The 19856-nt window shown below is 72.5% G+C and carries 18 protein-coding genes; 8 read left to right on the top strand and 10 right to left on the bottom strand.

The annotated features are described in order from the left end of the window. Positions 1-84: 84 nt before the first annotated feature. The 7 genes from MRBLML1_RS11935 to MRBLML1_RS11905 form a co-directional block, all read right to left on the bottom strand. A complete protein-coding gene (locus MRBLML1_RS11935; RefSeq protein ID WP_364516044.1) occupies positions 85-1476 on the bottom strand; it encodes an amidase in 1392 nt (463 codons plus the stop codon). Then, positions 1473-2105 carry an SRPBCC family protein gene (locus tag MRBLML1_RS11930; protein ID WP_364516042.1) on the bottom strand — a complete coding sequence of 211 codons (633 nt, stop codon included), beginning with the start codon at positions 2103-2105 and terminating at the stop codon, positions 1473-1475. The genes MRBLML1_RS11935 and MRBLML1_RS11930 overlap by 4 nt, the downstream gene beginning before the upstream one ends. Beyond that, the gene (cutA, locus tag MRBLML1_RS11925) at positions 2102-4489 is read right to left on the bottom strand and encodes an aerobic carbon-monoxide dehydrogenase large subunit (protein WP_364516040.1); all 2388 of its coding nucleotides are present in this window, start codon (positions 4487-4489) and stop codon (positions 2102-2104) included. The genes MRBLML1_RS11930 and cutA overlap by 4 nt, the downstream gene beginning before the upstream one ends. Next, positions 4486-4983: a (2Fe-2S)-binding protein gene (locus tag MRBLML1_RS11920; RefSeq protein WP_364516038.1), complete on the bottom strand. Its 498-nt coding sequence runs from the start codon at positions 4981-4983 to the stop codon at positions 4486-4488. Before MRBLML1_RS11920 ends, cutA begins: the two co-directional genes overlap by 4 nt. Then, entirely contained in the window at positions 4980-5846 is an 867-nt protein-coding gene (locus tag MRBLML1_RS11915; protein ID WP_364516036.1) for an FAD binding domain-containing protein, read from the bottom strand. The genes MRBLML1_RS11920 and MRBLML1_RS11915 overlap by 4 nt, the downstream gene beginning before the upstream one ends. Further along, positions 5843-7207, bottom strand: coding sequence for a uracil-xanthine permease family protein (locus MRBLML1_RS11910; protein WP_364516034.1), 1365 nt, complete (start codon positions 7205-7207; stop codon positions 5843-5845). Before MRBLML1_RS11910 ends, MRBLML1_RS11915 begins: the two co-directional genes overlap by 4 nt. A gap of 232 nt (positions 7208-7439) precedes the next feature. Next, a complete protein-coding gene (locus MRBLML1_RS11905) occupies positions 7440-8657 on the bottom strand; it encodes a PucR family transcriptional regulator (protein WP_364516032.1) in 1218 nt (405 codons plus the stop codon). 119 nt (positions 8658-8776) lie between these two features. Between MRBLML1_RS11905 and MRBLML1_RS11900 the strand changes: the two genes are divergently transcribed. From MRBLML1_RS11900 to MRBLML1_RS11890, 3 genes are read left to right on the top strand one after another with little or no spacing between them, the layout of a single operon-like run. Continuing rightward, the gene (locus MRBLML1_RS11900; RefSeq protein WP_364516030.1) at positions 8777-9598 is read left to right on the top strand and encodes a DUF2877 domain-containing protein; all 822 of its coding nucleotides are present in this window, start codon (positions 8777-8779) and stop codon (positions 9596-9598) included. Then, positions 9595-11067 (top strand): FdrA family protein, encoded by a 1473-nt coding sequence (locus MRBLML1_RS11895; RefSeq protein WP_364516028.1) that lies wholly within the window; start codon positions 9595-9597, stop codon positions 11065-11067. The genes MRBLML1_RS11900 and MRBLML1_RS11895 overlap by 4 nt, the downstream gene beginning before the upstream one ends. Next, entirely contained in the window at positions 11064-12470 is a 1407-nt protein-coding gene (locus MRBLML1_RS11890; RefSeq protein WP_364516026.1) for a DUF1116 domain-containing protein, read from the top strand. The genes MRBLML1_RS11895 and MRBLML1_RS11890 overlap by 4 nt, the downstream gene beginning before the upstream one ends. A 1-nt stretch (position 12471) precedes the next feature. On the opposite strand, the gene MRBLML1_RS11885 is transcribed toward MRBLML1_RS11890, so the two are convergent. Together MRBLML1_RS11885 and MRBLML1_RS11880 are read right to left on the bottom strand one after the other, a co-directional pair. Continuing rightward, a complete protein-coding gene (locus tag MRBLML1_RS11885) occupies positions 12472-12894 on the bottom strand; it encodes an SRPBCC family protein (RefSeq protein WP_364516024.1) in 423 nt (140 codons plus the stop codon). A 63-nt stretch (positions 12895-12957) separates the two neighbouring features. Then, complete coding sequence (locus MRBLML1_RS11880) at positions 12958-14676, bottom strand: DUF429 domain-containing protein (protein WP_364516022.1); 1719 nt, start codon at positions 14674-14676, stop codon at positions 12958-12960. 22 nt (positions 14677-14698) lie between these two features. On the opposite strand from MRBLML1_RS11880, the gene MRBLML1_RS11875 reads away from it, so the two are divergent. Beyond that, entirely contained in the window at positions 14699-15289 is a 591-nt protein-coding gene (locus MRBLML1_RS11875; RefSeq protein WP_364516020.1) for a hypothetical protein, read from the top strand. A gap of 3 nt (positions 15290-15292) precedes the next feature. Here MRBLML1_RS11875 and MRBLML1_RS11870 read toward each other — a convergent pair whose 3' ends face one another. Next, a complete protein-coding gene (locus MRBLML1_RS11870) occupies positions 15293-15733 on the bottom strand; it encodes an Lrp/AsnC family transcriptional regulator (protein ID WP_414691251.1) in 441 nt (146 codons plus the stop codon). 170 nt (positions 15734-15903) lie between these two features. On the opposite strand from MRBLML1_RS11870, the gene MRBLML1_RS11865 reads away from it, so the two are divergent. From MRBLML1_RS11865 to MRBLML1_RS11850, 4 genes are read left to right on the top strand one after another with little or no spacing between them, the layout of a single operon-like run. Then, positions 15904-17067, top strand: coding sequence for a polyamine ABC transporter substrate-binding protein (locus tag MRBLML1_RS11865; RefSeq protein ID WP_364516016.1), 1164 nt, complete (start codon positions 15904-15906; stop codon positions 17065-17067). Continuing rightward, positions 17051-18187, top strand: a complete 1137-nt coding sequence (locus MRBLML1_RS11860; protein WP_364516014.1) for an ABC transporter ATP-binding protein — start codon at positions 17051-17053, stop codon at positions 18185-18187. The genes MRBLML1_RS11865 and MRBLML1_RS11860 overlap by 17 nt, the downstream gene beginning before the upstream one ends. Further along, on the top strand, positions 18187-19035 hold the full coding sequence (locus MRBLML1_RS11855) for an ABC transporter permease (RefSeq protein ID WP_364516012.1): 849 nt from the start codon (positions 18187-18189) through the stop codon (positions 19033-19035). Before MRBLML1_RS11860 ends, MRBLML1_RS11855 begins: the two co-directional genes overlap by 1 nt. After that, positions 19032-19856, top strand: coding sequence for an ABC transporter permease (locus MRBLML1_RS11850; RefSeq protein ID WP_364516009.1), 825 nt, complete (start codon positions 19032-19034; stop codon positions 19854-19856). Before MRBLML1_RS11855 ends, MRBLML1_RS11850 begins: the two co-directional genes overlap by 4 nt.

Below are 19856 nucleotides of genomic sequence, written 5' to 3'. Positions count from 1 at the left end.
GCCGATCGCGGGCAGATCTTGCCCGCTGTGGTCCGCTCGAGTTTCACCACCTAGGTGGTGAAACCCACGGACGGGCCGAGTCGATCAGGAGCTGCGCAGCCACTCGAAGGCGCGGGCGACCTGCAGGAGGCGGAGGTCGGCGCCGTGGGGGGCGACGATCTGGACGCCGACGGGGAGCCCGTCGGGCGTCGTACCGGCGGGGACGGAGATGGCCGGGCAGCCGGTGACGGTGATGAAGTACGCCGAGCGCATCCAGTCCAGGTACGACGCCATCGGCTCGCCGTTGATCTCGGTCGGGAACTCCTGCTCCACCGGGAACGGCGGCACCTGGGAGACCGGCAGCACGAGCACGTCGTGCTCGGTGAAGAACTGCCGCATCGTCTCGGCGAGCGCGGTGCGCTGGGTGTAGGCGCGGGCGACGTCGGCACCGGTGAGCGGTGCACCGGCCCGGATGTTGTCCGCGAGCGAGGCCTTGAACGCGTCCGGGTGCTGATCGAAGAGGCCGCCGAGCTTGGCGTGCAGGTGCCAAGCGCGCAGGGTGCGGAAGGTGTCGTCCGCCAACCCCAGGTCCGGGTGCGACGACGCGACCCGCGCACCCGCTGCGGCGAAGGTGCGTCCCGCCTCGGACACCACCGCGGCCACGTCGTGGTCGACCGCGAAGGCGCCACCGAGGTCGGTGCTGACCGCGACCCGCAGCGCGCGCAGGTCGGCGGGTGCCGGGCCCGCGAAGGTCGCGCCCGGGTCCCCGAGGGCAAGCGGCACCCGGGGGTCGGGGCCGGCGAGCACGGAGAGCAGCAGCGCCAGGTCGCCGACGTTGCGTGCCATCGGGCCGCCGACCGACGTGGTCTCCCACTGGTTGTAGAGCGGCCACTCGGGGACCCGGCCCAGGCTGGGCCGCATCCCGACGACGCCGCAGAAGGACGCGGGGTTGCGCAGCGAGCCGCCCATGTCGGAGCCGTCGGCCAGCGGCACCATGCCCGAGGCGAGGGCGCAGGCCGCTCCCCCGCTGGACCCGCCCGCGGAACGGGACGGGTCGACCGGGTTGCGGGTGGTGCCGAAGACCTTGTTGAAGGTGTGCGAGCCGGCCGCGAACTCCGGCACGTTGGTCTTGCCGATGGTCACCGCACCGGCGGCGCGGACCCGCTCGACGAGCAGCTCGTCGCGCTCGGGCACGTGGTCGGCGAACAACGTCGAGCCGAAGGTGGTCCGCCAGCCGCCCACGGTGTGGGTGTCCTTGAACGCGAACGGCAGCCCGTGCAGCGGACCCACCGGGCGGCCCGACGCGAGCGCCTCGTCGGCGGCCAGGGCGCCGGCCCGGGCGCGCTCCTCGTCGAGGGAGACGATCGCGTTGAGCTCGGGGTTGCGCTCGGCGATCCGGTCCAGGTGCAGCTCCAGCAGCTCGCGGGCGGAGATCTCCCGCTCCCGGATCGCGCGGGCCTGCTCCCGGGCGGTCGCCTCGACGGTGAGGCCGCTCATCGGCGACGGCCCAGCAGCCCGCCCACGATGACGCCGGCCAGGGCCAGCGCACCACCGACGGCGACGCCGGTGAGGAAGGACTGGCTGTCGCCACCGACGCCGCCGGCGGCGACGGCCTTGGGTGCGGCGGCGGTGAAGACCGGCGCCTCGCCCGGGGCGCTCGGCTCGACGGCGGTGACCGCGGCGGGCAGGCCGTTGGCGATGACCTTCTCCACGTTGCCGAAGAACTCCGCCGCCATCCGGCGCGAGACGCTGGTGAGCATCCGCTGGCCGACGCCGCCGATCATGCCGCCGACGACCGCGTCGGCGTCGTACGTCAGCTCGGTCTGGTCACCGGTGCCGGAGAAGCCGACGAGCACGGTGGCGTCGATGGTGCCGGGCGCACCGGCGCCCTTCAGCTTCATCGTCAGGCCCTCGCCCGGGCGCAGGTCCTGCAGCGTGCAGGAGCCGGAGTAGGTGCCACGGATCGCGGCGACCCCGGCGCTGACGGTCATCGCGTAGGCGTTCTCGCCGGTCGCCTCCAGCTGCTCGCAGCCCGGGATCGTCGCCACCAGCACGCGCGGGTCGAGGATCGCCTCCCAGACCTTGTCGACGGGGGCGGCGAGCGTGTTCTGACCGGTGATCTTCATCGGGTCTCCTCGGACCTGGCGGCCGCCCGGAGCGCGAAGAGCTCCGACGGCGAGATGGGCATGGCGGTGATGGTGATCCCCTCGGCGTCCTCGATCGCCGCGGCGAGCGCGGCCGATCCGGGGATGACCCCCGCCTCGCCGGCACCCTTGATGCCGAGCGGGTTGAGCGGGGACGGGGTCTCCAGGTGGTCGATGTCGATGTGCTCGGGGACCTCGGTGACATAGGGCATCAGGAAGTCCATGAACGAGGCGTTGAGCAGCTGGCCGGACTCGTCGTAGGCCATCCGCTCGTAGAGCGCTCCCCCGACGCCCTGCGCGACGCCGCCGTGGATCTGGCCCTCGACGATCATCGGGTTCACCACGTTGCCGCAGTCGTGGACGACGGCGTACTTCACGATCCGGATCTCCGCGGTGTCCGGGTCGGTCTCCACGATGACGGCGTGCATGCCGGAGGCGAAGGTCGCCCGCGGCGGGGAGTAGAAGTCCTTGCCCTCCAGGCCCGGCTCGTCGCCCTCGGCGACCGGCGGCTTGCCGGGGTCGCCGACGCTGAACTGGGTGGCGGCCTTGGACGCCTCGTCGAAGGCGTAGCGCAGCGGGTTGGAGAGCACCGCGACCGTGCCGAGCGCGATGCTCGACTCCGGGGCGCCCTTGACGCTGACGACGCCGTCGACGATCTCCAGGTCCTCGACCGCGGCCTCCAGCGCGTCCGCGGCGATCCGCAGCGCCTTCTCCCGCGCACGCAGCGCGGCGAGGTGGATCGCGGAGCCGCTCATCACGGCCGCGCGCGAGGCGAAGGTGCCCACGCCGTAGCCCATCCGGCGGGTGTCGCCGGTGGTGATCTCCACGTCCTCGAAAGGTACGCCGAGCGCGTCGGCCACGATCTGCGCGAAGGCCGTCTGGTGACCCTGGCCCTGCGAGGTCAGGCCGGTCGCGACCTTCACCTTGCCGGACGTCTCGATGTGCACGTGCGCACCCTCGTAGGGGCCCACGCCCGTGCCCTCGACGTAGCACGCCAGGCCGATGCCCAGCGTGCGGCCGGCAGCGGCGGCCTCCTCACGCAGCGCGGGGAACTCGTCCCAGCCGACCAGCGCCTTCACCTTCTCCAGCATCTGCGGGTAGTCGCCGGAGTCGTACTCCAGCGCGCGCCCGTCCTGGAAGATCAGGCCGTGGTCGTAGGGGAACTCGTCGGGCTGGATGAAGTTCGCCGCCCGCACCTCCGCGCGGTCCTTGCCGAGCGCCGCCGCGATCGCGTCCATCGTCCGCTCCATGACGAAACAGCCCTGCGGACGGCCCGCGCCGCGGTAGGGCGTGACGATGACGGTGTTGGTGTAGAGCGAGTCGAACCGCACCCGGTAGGCACCCGGCTTGTAGGGGCCGAGCAGCTGGGTGGAGGTGATGATCGGGACGATCAGGCCGTACGGGGTGTACGCACCGTGGTCGTGCCAGAAGCGCACGTCCAGGCCGAGGATCCGGCCCTCGTCGTCGTAGCCGACGTCGACGTGGTGCACCTGCGCGCGCTCGTGCGCGGAGGAGATGAAGTGCTCACGGCGGTCCTCGGTGAACTTCACCGGCCGACCCAGGGTCTTGGCGGCCAGCGGCACCAACAGCTCCTCGGGCCACGGGTGCACGATCTTGACACCGAAGCCGCCGCCCACGTCCGGCGTGATCACGTCGACCTGGCCCAGGTCCAGACCGAGCTTCGCGGCGATCGCCGCGCGCACGCCGGTCGAGGTCTGCGTGGAGGTCCACACCTGCAGGCGGTTCTGGTCGGGGTCCCACCGCGCGGCGGTGCCGCGGCCCTCCATCGGCATGCAGGCGCTGCGCTCGATGTCGAGGTCCAGTCTCAGCGTGTGCGGGGCCGCGGCGATGGCCGCGGGCGCGTCGCCGTTGGACTGCTCGGTGGTCGCCGCCACGTTGCCCGGCACGTCGTCGTGGACCAGGTGCTCGGCGGTGCGAGCGGCCTCGATGCCGACGACGGCGGGCAGCAGCTCGTAGTCGACGACGATCCGCGCGAGGGCGTCCTCCGCGACGTACCGGTCCTCGGCGACGACCACGGCGACCGCCTCGCCGACGTAGTTGACCTCGTCCTTGGCCAGCGCGTACTGCGTGCGGCCCTCGGTCAGCGTCGGGTGCGGGATGAGCAGCGGCAGCGGCTCTGCCATCGCGCCGGTGAGGTCCTCGTGGGTCCAGACCAGGTGCACGCCCTCGACGTCGAGCACGGCGTCGACGTCGATGGACAGGATGCGGGCGTGCGCGTGCGGGCTGCGCAGGACGGCGACGTGAAGGGCGTCGAGGGCGACGTCGTCGACGTAGCGGCCGGTGCCGCGCACCAGCCGGTCGTCCTCGACCCGCTGGACCTTCGCGCCGAACATCTTGGTGGTCATGCGGACTCCTCGTCGCGGGCCAGCTCGGCGGCGCGGCCGACGGCCTTGACGATGTTCTGGTAGCCGGTGCACCGGCAGAGGTTGCCGGCGACCATGTCGCGCGCCTCGTCCTCGGTGGGGTCGGGATTCGCGGCGATGCCGGCGGTGATCGTGGTGAGGAAGCCCGGTGTGCAGAAGCCGCACTGCAGGCCGTGGCACTCGCGGAAGGCCTGCTGGACCGGGCCGAGCGTGCCGTCGGGACGGGCCAGGCCCTCCACGGTGGTGATCTCGTGCCCCTGCGCGGAGACCGCGAACATCAGGCAGGCCCGGGTCGGGGCGCCGTCGACGAGGATCGTGCACGCGCCGCAGACGCCGTGCTCGCAGCCGACGTGGGTGCCGGTGAGCCCGAGGTCGTGGCGCAGCGCGTCGGACAGCAGCCGGCGGGCCGGGACGGCCACGTCGTGGCGCACCCCGTTGACGGTCAGCTGGATCTCGTGGACCTGTTCGGTGCTCACGCCTGGCGCTCCTTCGCGTTCTCGTGGGCCGCGGTCACGACCCGCGCGGTCAGCACCCTCGCGAGGTGCGCGCGGTAGTCGGCCGTGGCGTGGATGTCGGTCTCCGGCTCCAGCACGGCGAGCGCCGCGTCCGCCGCACGGTCCAGGGACGCCGCGGTGACCTCGCCGCCGAGGGCGTCGGTCAGGTCCACCACGGCGGGGACGTCGGAGACCGAGAGGTAGCCGACCCGGAGGCCGGTCACCCGGTGACCCTCGACCGCGACCACCGCGGCGACGCCGCACATGGCGTAGTCGCCGTGGCGCCGGGCGATCTCCTCGAAGGCCACGCCGCTGCCGCCGGCGAGCGCCGGGAAGAACGCCTCCACCGCGATCTCGTCGTGGTGCAGGCTCGACTCGAGCGGTCCGACGTACAGGTCCTCGGCGGCGATGGTGCGCCGTCCCTCGGGCCCGACGACGTCCACCGAGCCTCCGAGCAGGCGCAGCACCATCGGCATCTCGGCCGCGGCGTCGGCGTGCACCAGCGAGCCCACCGTGGTGCCGCGGTTGCGGATCGTCGCGTGCGCGACGTTCGCCAGCGCCAGGGGCACCAGCGGCTGGACGCGCTCGACGTCGGCGTCCGCCAGCACGTGGGCGTGCCGGGCCAGTGCGCCGACGCGCACGCCGGTGGCGTCCACGGTGACGTGGTCGAGGTCCGGCAGCGCGTTGATGTCGACGAGCACGGCCGGGGCCGCCAGCCGCATCGACAGCAGCGGCACCAGGCTCTGCCCACCGGCGAGCACCTTGGCCTCCGGGTGCCCGGCCAGGGCCTGGAGGGCTTCCTCCAGGGTCCCCGGCCGGACGTAGTCGAACGGTGCGGGCTTCACAGCCTCTTCGTCACCTCTCCCGATGTCGCGTCGGCCGTGCGGCCCTTGACCATGTGGAAGAACACGATGACCAGGATCGTGCCGAGGGCGATGCCGCTCAGCTCGAAGTCGTCGCTGAACTTCAGGGAGACCCCACCGATGCCGGCGATGAGACCGGCGGCGAGACCCACCATGTTGACGGGGTTGCCGAAGTCGACCCGGTTCTCCACCCAGATCTTCGCGCCCACCAGGCCGATCATCCCGTACAGGACGACGGTGATGCCGCCCAGGACCCCACCCGGGGTCGCGTTGACGATCGCACCGAACTTCGGGCACAGGCCGAGCAGGATCGCGACGATGCCCGCGACGTAGTAGGCCGCCGTCGAGTAGACCTTGGTGGCACCCATGACGCCGATGTTCTCGGCGTACGTCGTGGTGGGCGAGCCGCCGAACGCGCTGGCGAAGGCGGTGGCGAGGCCGTCGGCCCCGATCGCGCGACCCATGTAGGGGTCGAGGTTCTCGCCGGTCATCTCGGCGACCGCCTTGACGTGGCCGGTGTTCTCGGCGATGAGGGCGATGACACCGGGCAGGACGAGCAGGATGAAGGTGACCGAGAAGCTCGGGCCGTGGATGACCGAGACGCCGTCGGCGAGCTTGCCGCTCGGGAAGCCGACCCAGTCGGCGGCCTTCACGCCGGCCCACGACACGCGGTCGTGCTCGACGAGCTCACCGTTGCTGCTGCCGGTGATCGAGTTGATGCTGCCGAAGACCTTGTCGGCGAAGACCGAGGCCAGGTAGCCGAAGACGAGGGCGAGGAAGACCGCGATCCGCGACCAGAACCCGGGCAGCAGCACGGCGGCGGCGACCATGAAGGCGGCGGTCAGCAGCGCGATCCACTGGTCCTGGGGCCAGTACACACCGGCCACGACGGGCGCGAGGTTGAAGCCGATCAGCATGACGACCGCGCCGGTGACGGCGGGCGGCAGGATGGCGTGGATCAACCGGGCGCCGGCGAAGTGCACCACGACGCCGATGGCGGCGAGCACCAGGCCCGCGACCAGGATCGCGCCGGTGACGTCGGCGGAGTCGCCGCCCTGCGTGCGGATCGCGGCGACAGCGGCCACGAAGGACGCGCTGGTGCCGAGGTAGCTGGGGATCTTGTTGTTGCAGATCAGCAGGAAGCCGATCGTGCAGACACCCGAGAGCATGATGGCGAGGTTGGCGTCCAGGCCCATGACGAGCGGGAACACGAACGTGGCGCCGAACATCGCGACCACGTGCTGGGCACCGAGCCCGACGGTGCGGCCCCACGGGAGCCGCTGGTGCGGTCCGACCGCCTCACCGGGGGCCGGATTCACGACCTCCCACTTGAACATCGACATGGCTGTCCCTCCTTGTCCGGGCGGCCCGGGCGGGCTGCATCAGGGGCTCCCGAGAGGACCCAACCTATTGAGGCCCAGGTCACACCTCATTGGCCAGATTCGCCCGAAAGTGACCCGGTGAGATGTGGGAACTTGCCCCCTGGGGTGCTTGCACGGCCGATCGGGCCGTCGGCGAAACGCAGGTGTAGCCCGGCGGACATCGCGACGCGCCGGCGACGCTGCTAGCGCGCCGTCAACGGCGGACGACCTCGAGCACCTTCAGCGCGACGGCGACGTCGAGCCGGAGGTTCTGGTCGGAGGCGACCGGGCCGAGCAGCCGCTCGAGCTTCGCGACCCGGTAGCGCATCGTGTTGTAGTGGAAGAACTGCGTGCGCGCGGCCTCGGCCACGTTGAAGTTCGTGTTGAGGAGCACCTGCAGGGTCTCGCGCAGGGTGGCCGCCTCCTCGGTCGCGTCGGCGAGCTCGCCGAGCACGTCGTGGGCGAAGGCCCGCAGCTCCTCGCTGTCCGGCACCATCGCGATCAGCCGGTGCAGGCCGAGGGTGTCGAACCACGTCGTACCGCCGCCCCCGCCGACGCGGCGGCCGACCTCGACCGCGCGCCGGGCCTGGCCGTAGCTCTCCGGCAGGCCCCCGGCGCCGTCGGCGACCCGGCCCACCCCCGAGGAGAAGGGCCGGCGGCCACCGCCCTTGTCACCGGCGACGGCACGGACCAGCCGGCGGACCAGCGCGGCGGCGTCCTCCGGCTTCTCCGCCGGCAGGACCGCGACCACCTCGGAGCCGAAGTCCGCCACCGGGATGCTGCGGTCGGCGGCACCGGCGACCTGGCGCCAGGCGTTGGCGAAGCGCTGCTGCCACTGGCGCTGGTCCTCGACGGTCACGTGCCCGGGCGCGGGGTCGAGCTGCGCGACGACCACGACCATCGGCCCGCTCAGCTCCCAGCCGAAGCCGACGACGTGCTCGCGGACGAACTCCTCCGAGCCCGCGCGGCGCAGGAAGATGTCGCGCAGGAAGTCGCCGCGGTACTTGTTCTCGACCGCGGACACCGCCTGCTCGCGGGTGATCGACAGCGCGACCGCCGTCGCGGCGCGCTGCAGCGCCAGCTGCTCGACCGGCTCCAGGTCGCGCTCGACGACCGCCACCAGGTGGCCCAGCGCCTGGGTCGGGGTGGCGACCGCGAGCCGGTGGATGCGTACGTCGCCCAGCGGCGGGTTCTCGTCCCCCAGCTCGTCGAGCCACTCCACCCGCAGCCGGCCGGTCTCGTCGGTGAGCTTCGCCTCCGCGATCCGCTCGCGGGTGGCGTCGTCGAGCCGCGCGGCTCGCTCACGCCCGTCGGTCGTGGTCACCGCGACCTGCGCGCGCAGCACCTCGCCGATGGTGCCGACGAGCTCGTCCAGGTCGGCGCCCGCGAGCACCAGCTGGGCGAGGGACTCGGCAAGGTCGTCGACGTGCATGAAGCCATCGTCCGCGATGAGAGCGGGCATCGCGGCTATCAACTGTTGCCCGTCTTCGGGGCTGACGTTGGCAATGCTCACCATTCGATCCACGATAGCCCAGCGCTAGCGTCCCAGGAGTGCCGCCTCCGACGACCTCCGCCGCCCTGCCCGCGGCTCGGGTGGCAGGTGCCGGGAGCCCGGCCCTGCGCGCGCTCCTCGAGGGGCCCTCGGCGACCGGGACGGTCGTCCACGCCGGGGCGCACGCGGTCTATGCCCGCTTCCCCGGCGGCGTCGTCGGTGTGCTCGCCCGCAGCGCGGTGCACGTGCCCGCCGCGATCAGCACCACGCTGCTCCGGCTGCCCGCCGTCGCGGTCGGCGCCCCCGCCCGGATCGACGACGGCACGCTCGAGGTCGGCCCGCTCCGCGTCGGCGTGGACCGCCTCGTCGCCACCGGCGTGCCGCCGCTGCCGGACCCGCTCGCCGCGGCCGCCCGGCTCGCCGCGGCCGCCCGGCTCGCCGCGGCGCTTCCCGACCTGGCCGTCGTACGACGCCAGCTGCCCGCCGCCGCGCTCGACGCCCTCGCCACCGGCGACCCGGCCGCGGTCGCCGCGCTGGTGGGCCGCGGCGACGGGTTGACCCCGGTCGGTGACGACGTGCTGGCCGGCTGGCTGGTCGCCGGCCGTGCCGCCGGTCGTGGGACCGCGACGGTCGCTGCCGCGGCGTCCGCTGCCGCGCACCGCACCACCGACCTCTCCGCGAGCCTGCTGGCGCACGCCGCCGAGGGTGCCGCGATCCCGCCCTTCCGGGACCTGCTGCTCGCCCTCGCGGCGGCCACCGACCCCACCGCGGCCGTCGAGCGCCTCGTCGCCGTCGGCCACACCTCCGGCGCCGGGATGCTCCTCGGCGCCACCCTCGCACTGCCCTCCGTCCCCCGACCCCATGAAAGGAGTCCTCGATGACGCATCAGCACGTCGAGATCCGCTCCGGCGCCTACGCCGACAGCGTCGCACTGCTCCAGGTGAGCCGTGACGTCGCCGCGACACCCGGTGTCGCCGCCGCCCAGGTGGCGATGGCCACCGAGCTCAACGTGGAGGTGCTGCAGGGCATGGGCTTCACCCTGCCCGCCGCCTCGGCCAACGACATGGTGGTCGCGCTGCGCCTCGACGACGCCGACGCCCTGCCGGCCGCGCTCGCGGCGGTCGACGCCGCGCTGGCCGCGGTCCGCGGGGGCTCCTCGGGTGGCGGCGAGGTCGCCGCACCGGCGCGGACGACGGCGTCCGCCCTGCGTCGTACCGGTGGTGGTCTGGCGCTCGTCTCCGTCCCGGGCGCGTCCGCGCTGGTCGAGGCGATGGACGCCCTCGACGCCGGGGTCGACGTGATGATCTTCAGCGACAACGTGCCGGTCGAGCAGGAGCTCGCCCTCAAGCGGATCGCCCGCGACCGCGGCCTGCTCGTGATGGGCCCCGACTGTGGCACCGCCGTCGTCGGCGGCGTCGGCCTCGGCTTCGCCAACACGGTCTCCCCCGGCAAGGTCGGCATCGTCGCCGCGTCCGGCACCGGCTGCCAGCAGGTGCTCGCGCTGCTCGACGCCGCGGGCGTCGGGGTCGCCGCGGCCCTCGGCGTCGGCGGGCGCGACCTGTCCAGCGCGATCGGCGGGATCTCCACCATGACCGCGCTGGAGCGCCTCGACGCCGACCCCACGGTCGAGCACGTCGTCGTGGTCTCCAAGCCACCGGCACCGGAGGTCGCCGCCGCCGTGGAGCAGTACGCCGAGGGCCTGGCCACGCCCGTGCGGTTCGCCCTGCTCGGCGAGGGCCAGCCCGACCTCACCACCCAGGTGGAGGCACTCCTCGGCGACCTCGGCGTCGACGTGCCGGAGTGGCCGACCTGGGGCACCGCGGCGGAGCCCGCCGACGGTGGCGCGCTGCGCGGGCTCTTCGTGGGTGGCACCCTGTGCGACGAGGCGATGCTGCTGGCCGCCGCCGACCTGGGCGGGATCCGCAGCAACATCCCCCTCTCCGAGGACCTGGCGCTCGACAGCAGCCTGCTCAGCCCGGGCCACCTGATGATCGACTTCGGCGACGACGGGCTCACCCGCGGCCGGGCGCACCCGATGATCGACCCGACCCTGCGCCTGGAGCACCTCGCCAAGGTCGCCGCCGACGCCGACACCGCGGTGGTCCTGCTCGACGTGGTGCTCGGCCACGGCGCCGAGGCCGACCCGGCCGCCGGCCTGGCGCCGGCGATCGCCGCGGCGAAGGCCGTGCGCGACGTGCCCGTCGTCGTGGCGTGCGTCGGCACGTCCACCGACCAGCAGGACCTGACCCGTCAGGCCGAGGCGCTGGCCGCCGCCGGAGCCGAGGTCCACCTGTCCAACGCCGCCGCCGCCCGCCGGGCGGTCGCCCTCGCCACCGGAGCCGCCCGATGAACCCCAGCCAGTCCCCCGCCGGTGTCGCCACCGCCGGAGCCGACATGTTCGCCGACGCCATCGCCGCGCAGGCCGTCCCGGTCGAGCGGGTCGCCTGGCAGCCGCCGATGGACGGCACCACCGACGACCTCGCGACGGTCGCCGCCGACCCGCTGCGCCGCGACGCCAACGCGCTCGCGGTCTCCCGGATGCTCGACGTCCAGGCGACGCTCGTCGGCGTCGCGCCGGCCTCCGAGCTCCTCGGGCTGGAGAAGGGCCAGTTCCTGCACGCCGGCCCGCCCATCGAGTGGGCCCGTGCCTCGGGGCCGATGCGCGGCGCGCTGATGGGCGCCGCCGCCTTCGAGGGCCTCGTCGAGGACCCGGAGGACGCCGAGCAGCTCTTCGCCGACGGCGGCGAGGTCTCCCTCGAGCCGTGCCACCACCGCAGCGCGGTCGGCCCGATGGCGGGCGTGGTCTCGCCGTCGATGTGGATGTTCGTGCTGGAGGACCCGGCGACCGGCAAGCGCACCTACTGCTCCCTGAACGAGGGCCTCGGCAAGGTGCTGCGCTACGGCGCCTACGGGCCCGAGGTGCTGGAGCGGCTGCGCTGGATGCGCGACGTGCTCGGCCCGCTGCTGGGCGAGGCGGTCACCGCCGCCGGACCGGTCGACGCGACCGCGATCCTCGGCCAGATGCTCCAGATGGGCGACGAGGCGCACAACCGCAACCGCGCCGGCACGCTGATGCTGCTGCGCGACCTGGCGCCCTCGCTGGTGCGCTCCTCGCGCAGTGCGGACGAGGTCGCCGAGGCGTTCGCGTTCATGGGCGGCAACGACCACTTCTTCCTCAACATCGCCATGCCCGCCTGCAAGCTGGCGCTCGACGCGGCGCGCGACGTACCGGGGTCGACCATGGTCGTCGCGATGGCCCGCAACGGCACGGACTTCGGGATCCAGGTCTCCGGAACCGGCGACCAGTGGTTCACCGGACCGGCCCAGCTGGCCGACGGGCTCTTCCTCGGCAGCTACGGCCCCGACGACGCCAACCCCGACATCGGCGACTCGGCGATCACCGAGACCGCCGGCATCGGCGGCTTCGCGATGGCCGCCGCGCCCGCGATCGTGCGCTTCGTCGGCGGCACCGTGCCCGACGCACTCGCCACGAGCCGCCGGATGCGGGAGATCACCATCGGCGAGAACGACCGCTGGCCGATCCCGGTGCTCGACTTCGCCGGTGCCGCGACCGGCATCGACGTCACCTCGGTGTGCCGGACCGGGATCCTGCCGCAGATCAACACCGGCATGGCCGGCAAGGTCGCCGGCGTGGGCCAGGTCGGTGCCGGGCTGGTGACGCCGCCGGCGTCGATCTTCCCGGCCGCGCTGGCGGAGCTGGCGCGGAGGACCCGCGAGCGGGGCGAGGGCTAGGTCAGGCCTTCTTGGCCGCGCGCACGAAGAGCGTGAGCAGGGTCGTCACGACGGCCTTGAGCGCGGCCTGCTCGACGAGCGGCACGCGCTGGTCGGCGGTGAGCGTCCAGGTGACCCGGGTGCCGTCGCCGGCCGGCGCGAGCAGCACCTCACCGCTGTAGTTGCGGAACGGCACACCGCTGAGCGCCTTGTAGCCGAGCGCCCGGTCGGCGTCGAAGCGGGTGACCTCCTCGACGATGGCCGGCGCCGGGCCGGGGGCCTTGATCGAGCGCACCGCGCCCACGCCGTTGCGCTCGGCGGTGCCCTCGCGGGTGATCGTGACCTTCATGCCCGGGCCCCAGGAGGCCATCGCCTCGTGGTCGGCGAGCGCCGCCCAGGCCTGGTCGATCGGAAGTGGGAGCGTGGACGTGGCGGTTGCCTGCATGGCGCGATCGTAGGCGCGATCAGCGCTGATGCGCCGTGACGGCGCTCACCCCTGAGCGCTCGGTCACCCCTGGCGCATCTTCGCCAGCCGGGAGCGCAGCGCGCCCACCCGGTCGGCGTTGGCCCTCAGGTCGACGTAGGTCTCGCCGTAGGTCCACAGCAGCGCGTCGTCCAGCCGTCGTACGGCGCCCGGCGGGTAGCGGTAGTCCATCCGCTCCGCCAGCAGGTCGGCGTCGACCCCACGGAGCACGTCGCCCAGCGCCGCGAGCGAGGTGATCCCGAGCTCCAGCACCAGGGCGGCGATCCACTCGTAGTGGTCGGTGCGCGAGGGCGGCGCGTCGGCGTACTGCCCGGCGAGGAACGCGGCGAGCTCGCGCGGCGGGATCCGCGGGTCGTCGTCGGCGACCGTGGCCCCCGCCGCCGTGGCGCCCTGCTGGATCCGCTGCCGGATCGTGGAGAACTCCCGGTCGGCGAGCTCCAGCAGCCCGGCCGCCAGCGTGAAGCGGCGGTCGAAGTCGGGGACGTGCTCGTCGGGGATGGTGCCCTTGTAGCGGATGTCGTGCTCGAACTCGGCCCACGCGTGCTGCAGCACGGTGCGGATCTGGATCTGGGCGATCCGGTCCATCCCCTCGACGTCGATGAGCAGGTGGCGGCTGGAGTAGCCGAAGCGTCCCTCGCTCGCGGTCTCCTGGCCCATGTCGCGGTCGTCGATGACGGTCGCCTCGTCGGCGAGCAGGTCGGCGACCGCCTGGACGTCGGCGTGCACGTAGGTGATCACCCGCACGCCCACCTGGTCGGTGATCTCGCGCAGCGGGTCGGTGAACACCGGCAGCCCGGCGACGGTGCGCGCGGCCTTGGCGGCGAAGGAGTTGACCGACTTCGCGCGGCCGGTGACGGTGAGGTAGTTGATGCCGGCCTCGTCGAGCACGCGGGTGACCAGGTCGACGTACTGGTCGGTGGCGGTGCGCAGCGCGGGCCAGCCCTCGGCGTACTCCCGCACGGCCGCACCCAGGTCGAGGCCCGCGGGTGCGCTGCCCCGCGGGGTCGGCGCGAGGTCGGCCGGCAGCGTGGGCGTGACGATGTAGCCCGTCTCCAGGTCGCCGTACGTCGTGGTGTCCTGGGGCCGGCGGTCGGCGAAGAGGCCGATGTAGGCGCAGACGACGGCGTCGACCTGGTCCTCCACGACGCGCAGCTCGCTCTTGCGGGTGGCGCCCTCGACCGCGCTGCGCAGGGCACGCCACGGAGGGCCGTCGACGTGCAGGGCCGGGTCCGCGTCGGCCATCCCCTCGACGAGGTGGACCAGCGCGAGCAGCTCGGCCCGCAGCCGCTCCAGGTCGCGGCCGGGCTTGTTCTTGTACTTCAGCGTCCGGCCGAGCCGGAACAGCGCGACCGTCGCGGGGTGCGGGTAGACCTCGATCGCGCGCCGGGCGCGCCCCGAGCGCGGGTTGACGTCGAGTCCCAGCCGGGCCGCGACCCGGGCCGCGCGCGGCTGGTCGCGGAACTCCGGCTTGCCGGTGTTGGAGGGGTGCGCGCCGGCGTCGAAGCGCGCGAAGTCCTTGTTGAGCGCGGCCTCCGCCGGCCGGTTGCCGGTGGGGTTGCGGACGATCAGCGGGGCGTCCAGCGCGACCAGGCAGTCCCCCTCGACGTACGACGCCAGGAGGCCGACGATCTCGTCGTCACCCCGGGCGGCGCCAACCGCCACCAGGCGGCCGTCGGCGTCGAGCACCGCCACCCCCGTGGGCTGACGCTCGCCCCAGGCCAGGTCGACGCCGACGTAGTACATGCCGCGACCCTATGCTGTCGCCATGCCCGGCCGCCCGGACCCGCCGTCGCCGGAGGAGCCCAGCTGGGCCCTGTACGACGAGCCCGCCCCGGCCCGGCGCCGCACCGGCGCCCTCCTCGGAGGTGCCGTCGTGCTGCTGCTCGCCGGTGGCGCGACCTGGTCGCTGGCGACCCGCGACCCCGACCCTCCCAGCACGACCTCGCGCACGGTCACCGAGGTCGACTCCGAGACCCGCTCCGACGTGCAGCGGTTCACCACCGCCGGCACCGACCGGCTGGTCGCGGCGCTGCGCGCGGAGACGGGGTCCACGCGGGTGCTGGAGGCGGTCCTGTTCCCCGCCTCGGCCGTCCTGGTCGTGCCCGGTCCGGACGGGCCGCAGCGCTGGGAGTGGGACGGCGCACGGCTGCGGCACGCCGGCCCGGGCGCGTCCTTCCGGGCGCCCTTCGACCTCGCCGGTGTCGACGGCGACCTGCTCGGCCGCTTGTGCGGCGACCCGGCCCGGGCCTGCACCGTGGTCGCGGGCCGGCCCCTCGCCGGTGACGACGGGGCCTGGCTCACCGTCCCGGGCGGGGACGGCGTGCGTCGTACCGACCTGCGGGGCAGGGCGGTCTGAGCCTCAGCGCACGCCCCAGGAGTAGGTCTGCTTGCGCAGCCGCAGGTAGACCAGGGTCTCGGTCGAGATCACGCCCGGGATGCTGCGGATCCCGCGGGAGATGATCTCCAGCAGGTGGTCGTCGCTCTCGCACACGACCTCGGCGAGCACGTCGAAGGAGCCGGCCGTGATCACGACGTAGTCGACCTCGTCGAGCGCGGCGAGCGCGTCGGCGATCGGCTCCAGCTCACCGGTGGCCTTGATGCCGATCATGGCCTGGCGGGCGAAGCCCATCTCGACCGGGTCGGTGACGGCGACGACCTGCATCACACCGCCGTCGACGAGGCGCTGCACGCGCTGGCGCACGGCGGCCTCGGAGAGGCCGACCGCCTTGCCGATCGCGGCGTACGAGCGCCGGCCGTCCTCCTGCAGCTCGGCGATGATCGCCTTGGAGACGTCGTCCAGCGGAGCGGGCTTGGGCTTGGTCACCCCGGGATCCTCACAGGTTCCCCTGCCCTCACGCAACGTGCATGTTCGGATTCCGTTGCGATCACGTCAACTGTCGACGGAATCCCTTGTCATGTGACCCACCTCATGCCACGATGCGCAGACCCGATGCAGGAGGTGGGAGCTTGGTGGGACCGGGCATCAGCCGGCGGGCCGCGTTGCGCGGCGGTGCCGGAGCCGCGCTGGGGGCCGTGAGCCTGGCCGCGCTGCCGTTGTTCCGCACGCCGGACCGCAAGCAGGATCCGGCGCTCTGCACGACGCGCGACCTGTCGGGCTCCGAGAAGCGGCTCGTCGTGTCCAACTGGCCGGGCTACATGGACGAGGACGACGACGGCTACGTCTCGACGCTGACCGAGTTCCGGCGGCGTACGGGCATCGAGGTGGACTACACCGCCGACGTGAACGACAACCTGGAGTTCTTCGCCAAGGTCGTCAATCAGCTCGGCTCCTGCGAGACGTCCAAGCGCGACCTGTTCATGCTGACCGACTGGATGGCCGCGAGGATGATCCAGGTCGGCTGGATCCAGCCGCTGGACAAGGCGAAGGTGCCCAACCTGCACGCCAACCTGATCGACTCGCTGGCCAACGTCGGCTGGGACCCGGACCGGACCTACTCCGCGCCCTGGCAGAGCGGCCTGACCGGGATCGCCTACAACAAGAAGAAGGTCAAGGAGGTGCGCTCCTTCGAGGAGCTGCTCTCCCGCAAGGACCTCAAGGGCCGGGTCACCCTGCTCAGCGAGATGCGCGACACGATGGGGCTGACCCTGCTCTCGCAGGGCAAGGACCCGGCGGACTTCACCGACGGAGACTGGCAGGACGCGGTCGACCGGGTGACCAAGGCCCGCAAGGACGGCCAGATCCGGGCGTTCACCGGCAACGAGTACATCCAGGACCTCGCCGCCGGCAACGTGCTCGCCTGCGAGGCGTGGTCCGGCGACGTCGCCGCGGCCGAGGACCCGAACCTGGTCTTCGTCGCGCCCGAGGAGGGCCAGATGATCTGGGCCGACAACATGCTCGTGCCCAACCTGGCGACCCACCAGGGCAACGCGGAGAAGTGGATCGACTACTACTACGAGCCCGAGGTGGCGGCGAAGCTCGCGGCGTACGTCTGGTACATCTGCCCGGTCAAGGGCGCCCAGGAAGCCATGGAGAAGGTCGACCCCGAGCTCGTCGACAACGAGCTGATCTTCCCGACCGCCGAGTCGCTGGCCACCACCCACTCGTTCAGGGCCCTCGAGGAATTCCAGGTCCGCGCCTACGAAGGAGATTTCGCCGATGTCACTGGCGGCTGACCACCCTGCCCGCAACCTGCGGATCACGGCGCTGACGAAGGAGTTCGCGACCTTCACCGCCGTCCGCTCGCTCGACCTGGAGGTCCCGGCGGGCACCTTCTTCGCGCTGCTCGGCCCGTCGGGCTGCGGCAAGACGACCACGCTGCGGATGGTCGCCGGCCTGGAGACACCGACGTCCGGCTCGATCCACCTGGGCGAGGACGACATCACCTGGGAGAAGCCCTACCGGCGCCCGGTGAACACCGTCTTCCAGAACTACGCGCTCTTCCCCCACCTCGACATCCACGAGAACGTCGCCTTCGGCCTGCGCCGGCGCAAGGCCAAGGACGTCGACCGGCAGGTCCGCGAGATGCTCGAGCTGGTCGAGCTGGAGGCGCAGGCGAGGAAGAAGCCGCCCCAGATGTCCGGCGGCCAGCAGCAGCGGGTCGCGCTGGCACGCGCCCTGATCAACCGCCCCGAGGTGCTGCTGCTCGACGAGCCGCTGGGCGCGCTCGACCTCAAGCTGCGCCGGGCGATGCAGATCGAGATCAAGCGGATCCAGACCGAGGTCGGCCTCACCTTCGTGCACGTCACGCACGACCAGGAGGAGGCGATGACGATGGCCGACACGATCGCGGTGATGAACGGCGGCGTCATCGAGCAGATGGGCTCCCCCACCGAGCTCTACGAGAACCCGCGCACCACCTTCGTCGCCAACTTCCTCGGTCAGTCCAACCTGATCCCGGGCACGGTGACGAGCGCGGAGCCTGACGTCGTACGGGTGGACATGCACGGCACCCAGGTCTCCATCCCCGCCGACCGGGCGCACGTGCGCGCGGGCAGCGGCTGGATCGGCATCCGCCCGGAGAAGGTGCTGGTGGCGCCCGAGGGCGAGCCCATCGACGCGCCCGGCAACCACCTGCCCGGCGGCGTGATCACCGACGTGAGCTTCGTGGGCGTGAGCACGCAGTACCTGGTCCGGATGCCGTGGGGCCAGGAGATGATGTCCTTCGAGCAGAACACCGGCCGGCGCGGGATCCTCGCCCACGGCACCAAGGTCGACGTGTCCTGGCGCCCCGAGTTCGCCTTCCTGCTCCCGGCCGACCAGGACGTCAACGCGGGCGTGCTGGAGGAGGTCTGATGCGCCGGGGGAAGTACACCGGCTACTGGCTGATGCTGCCGGCCGCGCTGTGGCTCGGCGTCTTCTTCGTCATTCCGTTCTACTCCCTGCTCGCGACCAGCCTCTACGACCCCGAGGGCTCCGTGCTGACCGGGTACGACGTGACGTACCACGTCGCGAACTTCTGGGACGCCTTCGCGGAGCACTGGGACGAGCTGTGGCGCTCGCTGTGGTACGCCGGCGTCGCGACCATGATCTGCGCGGTGCTGGGCTACGTCCTCGCCTACGCGATCGCCTTCAAGGCCGGGCGGTGGCGCACCCTGCTGCTGGTGCTGGTGATCGCGCCCTTCTTCACCAGCTTCCTGGTCCGCACGCTGTCGTGGAAGCTGATCCTCGCCGACGACGGCTTCATCGTGGACACCCTGCAGACCCTGCACCTGATGGGCGAGGACGGCCGGCTGCTCGCGACGCCGGTGGCCGTGATCGCCGGCCTGGTCTACAACTTCCTGCCGTTCATGGTGCTGCCGCTCTACGCCAGCCTGGAGAAGATCGACGGGCGCCTGGTCGAGGCGGCCAGCGACCTCTACGCCTCCCCGGCGCGGGGCTTCCTCAAGGTCACCCTGCCGCTGTCGATGCCCGGCGTGGTGGCCGGCACCCTGCTCACCTTCATCCCGGCGGCCGGCGACTACATCAACGCCCAGCTGCTCGGCAGCACCAACCAGCGGATGGTCGGCAACGTCATCCAGGACCTGTTCACCGACACCGGCGACTACGCCGCCGCGGGCGCCCTCTCGGTGACCCTGATGGCGATCATCGTGGCGATGGTCGTGGTCTACATCCGCAAGGCGGGCACGGAGGAGCTGCTGTGAGCCACCAGGGGAACGTCCTGCAGCGCAGCGGCCGGTGGGTCGCCGACCACGTCGTCCTCGGTCTCGGCGTGCTGGTGCTCGTCTACATGTTCGTGCCGATCGCGGTCGTCATGCTGATGAGCTTCAACGACAACAGCGGCTCGCGGAACGTCTACGCCTTCCAGGGCTTCACCTTGGACAACTGGTCGAACATGTGCGGTCCCGACGGGATGTGCGAGGCCGTGCTGCGCAGCATCGGCATCGGCCTGGCCGCGACCCTGGTGGCCACGATCATCGGCACGCTCGCCTCCTTCGCGCTGGTCCGGCACGACTTCCACGGCCGCGCGGCGATGAACACCATCATCTTCCTGCCGATGGCCTCCCCCGAGATCGTGATGGGCTCCTCGCTGCTCGCCCTCTTCGTCGCCGGCGGCTTCGGCGGCAAGCTCGGCCTGGTCACGATCCTCATCGCGCACGTGATGTTCTGCCTGTCCTTCGTCATCGTGACGGTGAAGGCCCGGCTCGCCGGCCTCGACGCCAACCTCGAGCAGGCCGCGATGGACCTCTACGCCAGCGAGTCGACCACCTTCTGGCGGATCACCTTCCCGCTGGTCTTCCCCGGCATCGCCGCCGCGGCGCTGCTCAGCTTCTCGCTGTCCTTCGACGACTTCATCATCACCAACCTGAACGCCGGGCAGACGGTCACCTTCCCGATGTACGTGTGGGGCGTGAGCCAGCGCGGCGTACCGATGCAGGTCAACGTGATCGGCACGATCATGTTCCTGGTGTCCCTGCTGATCGTGGTCGGCAACATGCTGGCGACGCGGAGGAAGACCGCCTGA

Origin of the sequence: Nocardioides sp. LML1-1-1.1, assembly GCF_040676175.1 — a bacterium.
In the GTDB taxonomy this organism is placed as follows: Bacteria; Actinomycetota; Actinomycetes; order Propionibacteriales; family Nocardioidaceae; genus Nocardioides.
The sequence above is the reverse complement of the archived record's forward strand: the minus strand, read 5'-3'. Positions and strand labels throughout refer to the sequence as shown.

What these genes read in the sequence shown, in the direction of transcription:
- MRBLML1_RS11935 (WP_364516044.1), bottom strand. Translation starts at nt 1,476, where the DNA reads ATGAGCGGCCTCACCGTCGAGGCGACCGCCCGGGAGCAGGCCCGCGCG.
- MRBLML1_RS11930 (WP_364516042.1), bottom strand. Translation starts at nt 2,105, where the DNA reads ATGAAGATCACCGGTCAGAACACGCTCGCCGCCCCCGTCGACAAGGTC.
- cutA (WP_364516040.1), bottom strand. Translation starts at nt 4,489, where the DNA reads ATGACCACCAAGATGTTCGGCGCGAAGGTCCAGCGGGTCGAGGACGAC.
- MRBLML1_RS11910 (WP_364516034.1), bottom strand. Translation starts at nt 7,207, where the DNA reads ATGTCGATGTTCAAGTGGGAGGTCGTGAATCCGGCCCCCGGTGAGGCG.
- MRBLML1_RS11905 (WP_364516032.1), bottom strand. Translation starts at nt 8,657, where the DNA reads ATGCACGTCGACGACCTTGCCGAGTCCCTCGCCCAGCTGGTGCTCGCG.
- MRBLML1_RS11895 (WP_364516028.1), top strand. Translation starts at nt 9,595, where the DNA reads ATGACGCATCAGCACGTCGAGATCCGCTCCGGCGCCTACGCCGACAGC.
- MRBLML1_RS11890 (WP_364516026.1), top strand. Translation starts at nt 11,064, where the DNA reads ATGAACCCCAGCCAGTCCCCCGCCGGTGTCGCCACCGCCGGAGCCGAC.
- MRBLML1_RS11885 (WP_364516024.1), bottom strand. Translation starts at nt 12,894, where the DNA reads ATGCAGGCAACCGCCACGTCCACGCTCCCACTTCCGATCGACCAGGCC.
- MRBLML1_RS11880 (WP_364516022.1), bottom strand. Translation starts at nt 14,676, where the DNA reads ATGTACTACGTCGGCGTCGACCTGGCCTGGGGCGAGCGTCAGCCCACG.
- MRBLML1_RS11875 (WP_364516020.1), top strand. Translation starts at nt 14,699, where the DNA reads ATGCCCGGCCGCCCGGACCCGCCGTCGCCGGAGGAGCCCAGCTGGGCC.
- MRBLML1_RS11860 (WP_364516014.1), top strand. Translation starts at nt 17,051, where the DNA reads ATGTCACTGGCGGCTGACCACCCTGCCCGCAACCTGCGGATCACGGCG.
- MRBLML1_RS11855 (WP_364516012.1), top strand. Translation starts at nt 18,187, where the DNA reads ATGCGCCGGGGGAAGTACACCGGCTACTGGCTGATGCTGCCGGCCGCG.